This is a genomic window from Pseudoalteromonas luteoviolacea NCIMB 1942 (assembly GCF_001625595.1).
Classification (GTDB): Bacteria; Pseudomonadota; Gammaproteobacteria; order Enterobacterales; family Alteromonadaceae; genus Pseudoalteromonas; species Pseudoalteromonas luteoviolacea_A.
On the sequence record NZ_AUXT01000013.1, the window covers coordinates 1 to 4,090 of the forward strand.

Genomic DNA, 4,090 nt, shown 5'->3' on the forward strand with positions numbered 1-4,090 from the left:
TAAAACGAACGTTATTTGTACTTACTATTTTGTTGCCCTTTTCAGCTATTTGCGAAGGCTATGATGACGAAACACCTCCTTACTCTTTTAGTGAAGAGAACCTCGCAAATCACTTCTTAAAAAAAGGGCGGCCCACTTATTACATATCGCCTCATACGGTTAATCTGGCCAATGAAAAAATTGACCTAAACACAGGCTCTGTACATTTTGAAAGAGTAGATGCATTTTTGCCGGGGAATTTCGATTTGGAAGTGGCATATCGAACACGATACGACATCTATCAACCAGACTTTTATGGTTGGGTACAGGATTTTCCTAGAATGGAGTATATGTTACCAGATGGGGAAGAACCCGAGGCTTGGCGAAATGGAAGTGTTAAGTATTGCTCTGGGAAACAAGACCCAGGTGTTTTGATTTATCGATACTATTCAAATGTTAAAGATAAATACGTATATGCAATAGTAGATGCGGAGTTTTATACCTCGGGCTTAAAGTTGATAGTCCCAGGACAAGTCAGTTCTACTTTGGCTTACAACAATGAGGTACTCGTTGATGATGAATATAAATACGTCACAAAAGAAGGCTGGAGGATAAAGTGCTATAAAGAAAATGACAAAGAAGGCTTCTTAGCTGTCTCGCCCACTGGCAATAAATATTACTTCAATCGCTATTTAAAAAAATCCATTAGAAACAGGCATACCCGCGAGATTAAGTTGATTAACAAGACCTACTTTAAACGCTTACATCAAATGCTGGTATCAAAAGTCGAGGATAGATTCGGGAACAGCGTCGACTACACATACCATGCTTCTGGCTTGTTAAAGGAAATAAGCGGTAGTGATGGGCGGTCAATCAAAGTGACATACCCAGTGGCTGGGCAGGTTAAGGTGACTGCGGGAAATAGGAGTTGGCTGTATGAGAAAAAGTCAACGGGTGCTTATGAGGTCATACAGCCCGACAATAAAAAATGGGTATACAACCTAAGTCAAGTTAAAGGTGACATAAATCCACAATATGATGATGAAGCATGTCCACCCATGCTAACTGATACTGACGTAATGAGTGTTATACACCCTGACGGCGCAAAAATAGAGTATCAGTTTGGACAGTTCGAAATATACAAAGCAAATGCAACGCGACTTCTGCTTAAATCAGTTTATGAATACGAAGGTTTACCCAGTTCATGTACAAACTTTTACGCACTGGAGAAAAAAGAAATCACATATAATGGTACGAACAAATATACTTGGACCTACGACTACTCAGCAACTTTAGGTACAATAAGGCGGGAATCAGAAGATCCAGCTAAATACAACCATCATTACCTGCTACAGGGAGATATCCCTGAAAACATCAATAGACTACTGCATGCTAGAACAACGGTGGTCAACCCTAACAATTCAGTTGAAAAATATTACTTTAATAGAAACGCAAGTTCCTTTAAAGAAGGGCAGCTTGAGGCCATTGAGCACTTTGATGCGGCTGGAAATCGTTTGAGTGTACAAAAAACTTACCATGTAAAAGGACATTATTTTGGTGGATCTATTGCCCGAAATGGATTCAACACTAGATTAGGGCGAGAAAAAGTCCTGACCGAAAAACGACAAATTATACAAAATGACGATACTTATACAAGTACGTTTAGCGAACTCAATAGTTACAATGTGTTTGAAAAAGCGGTGTACTCAAACACGATTAACACAAAAAAGAAGTACGTAAAATATAAGCATACATCAGACACAGACAACTGGGTGTTAAACTTACCAACTGAAAAACAGGTTTCATCCAATGATACGCACTACTTCACCGTGTCTAAGAGGGATTACAGTCGCTTTTCGAATGCCAATAATCAATTATTACCCTTTAAACAATACATCAATGGCTTACATAGCTATTCCTATGTTAGCTATCACGATGACGGTAAATTGAAAAGAAAAGAGATGAATTATGCACGCAACACTGGCTCTGGCAATATATTCATTGAACTTGCAAATTATAAAAGAGGATTACCTCAAAACATAACCCAGCCAAGCCCTGAGCTTGCGAGCAACATTACTTTTCTCAGAGAGGTGGATTACAACGGTTGGGTGACCAAAGAAACAGACTTTAATGGCGTAGAAACAAACTATACTTATGACTCAATAGGCCGATTAACATCAATCGACTTAGCCAATGACAGTACTTTTGGCAATTGGCAAGATACGCAATTTGTTTGGGATGATACGAAAAATACACGCACCATCAAGCGTTGTACCTTAAATACTTCCAGAGCAGCATGTATCGATGATGTAAGCTTTGAAACGGTTGAAAGCTATGACAGCTTACTGCGTCTTAAGTCGACCACTTTAAAAGACACAGTAAACAGCATCACACGATATCAGAACTTTGCCTATGATTATAGAAACTTACCAACTTTTACTTCTCACTTAAGTGACAGCCTGACAGAAACAAAGGGGGTTACGACAGTCTACGACGCACTGGGTAGAAAAGAAAAAGTCAGTACAAGTGGTTTAGGCTTTGTTACTTATGAGTACTTGAGTGGTAACCGTATTCGTTTCACAGACGCGGGCAAAAATACAGCGAATACAACTGATTCTACGACGACGACTTATCAAGCATTTGGCAGTCAGAGTTACGATATAGCAATAAAAATTGAATCGCCAGAGGGCGTGACCACAGACATGAACGTAGATGTTTTTGGACTAGTTCACAGCATTACTCAATCAGGTGATGATAAGTCTGTTACAGAAACCAGAAAGTATGACGCAAACAAACAACTTTGTTTAATCCAGCGCCCTGATGTAGGTAACACACTGCTAAAACATAACGCGTTAGGTCAAGTTATTTGGCAGAAGCAAGGTGCAAGCAACACAGCCTGTGTTACTACAAAGCCGACTAACAGTACCGTACTATCCTACGATAATTTAGGTGGTTTAAAGTCGATTACTTACCCTGATTCAACACCTAATGTTACCTATAGTTATGACAATAATAGTAATTTGACTTCAATTAAATCGGGTGATGTTGAGCATGTTTACAACTACAATAATCAAAACTTGTTAGAAGATGAGTTGTTGTTTATTGATGGCAATAGTTCTCTAAGTATTGATTATGAATACAATGCGCTGCAACACCGTAAATCTATCACCTACCCAGACGGTACGTATGTTAATTTTGCGCCCAATGGTTTTGGTGAAGCGACACAAGCAATCTACAAATTAGGTAGTACTGAACATCAAGTATTTGCCAAAGATGCGGTTTATTATCCTAACGGTCAGATAAACTCATTTACGTACGGTAATGGTGTAGTGCATAAGACTGAACTTCATCCTACATCACTGCTACCTACATCAATTTCAGATACGCGTAACAGTGTTAACCTTGTCAATCTAAGCTATACCTACGACAACAACATGAATGTGATGTCAATCACAAATGGCGTACAAAGTACTTACTCTCTTTCTAACTTAACCTATGACGGTTTAGATAGATTAATAAGTACCACTGGTGGGGCTGATATCGGCAACTCTACAATGACTTATGATGCAATTGGTAACATTAAAACCTATTCATCTAAAGACCGCAGCTTAACTTATACCTATGACGATGAGGCTAACCGCTTAACGAGTGTTGCCGGTATTACAGGTAAATATGGCAGTATCGCTTACGACAGCAGAGGTAATGTCACGAATAATGGTAGCTTTGAGTTAAGCTATAATTTAGCGAATCAAATGAGGTCAGCAAAAGGTAATGCCTATTTGTATGATGGTCATAATCGCAGAGTTCAGAAAACTGATAGTGATGGTCATACCGAGTATTCAATGTACAGTAAAGGCGGTACATTGCTATACAGAGAAAAAGGCAGCGCCTCAGGTAATGGCACAAATTATATCTACTTAGGTAAAAAGCTCGTTGCAAAATATGGTGACGTTACTCCACAAACATTGGCTGAAAGTCGTCAGCACTATCGGCCGTTTGGTGAAACAATAAACGAGCCGAAAGATGATGTGGGCTATACGGGCCATAAGTTCGATAAAGACATCAACCTAAGTTATATGCAGGCACGATACTATGATCCAGTTATCGGGCG

Annotated in this window: 1 protein-coding gene; it reads left to right on the plus strand. The window is 39.3% G+C overall.

Annotated features, from left to right (window positions below):
* A partial coding sequence (locus N482_RS25090; protein ID WP_063375423.1) for an RHS repeat domain-containing protein occupies positions 1-4,090 on the plus strand: 4,090 nt, incomplete at both ends.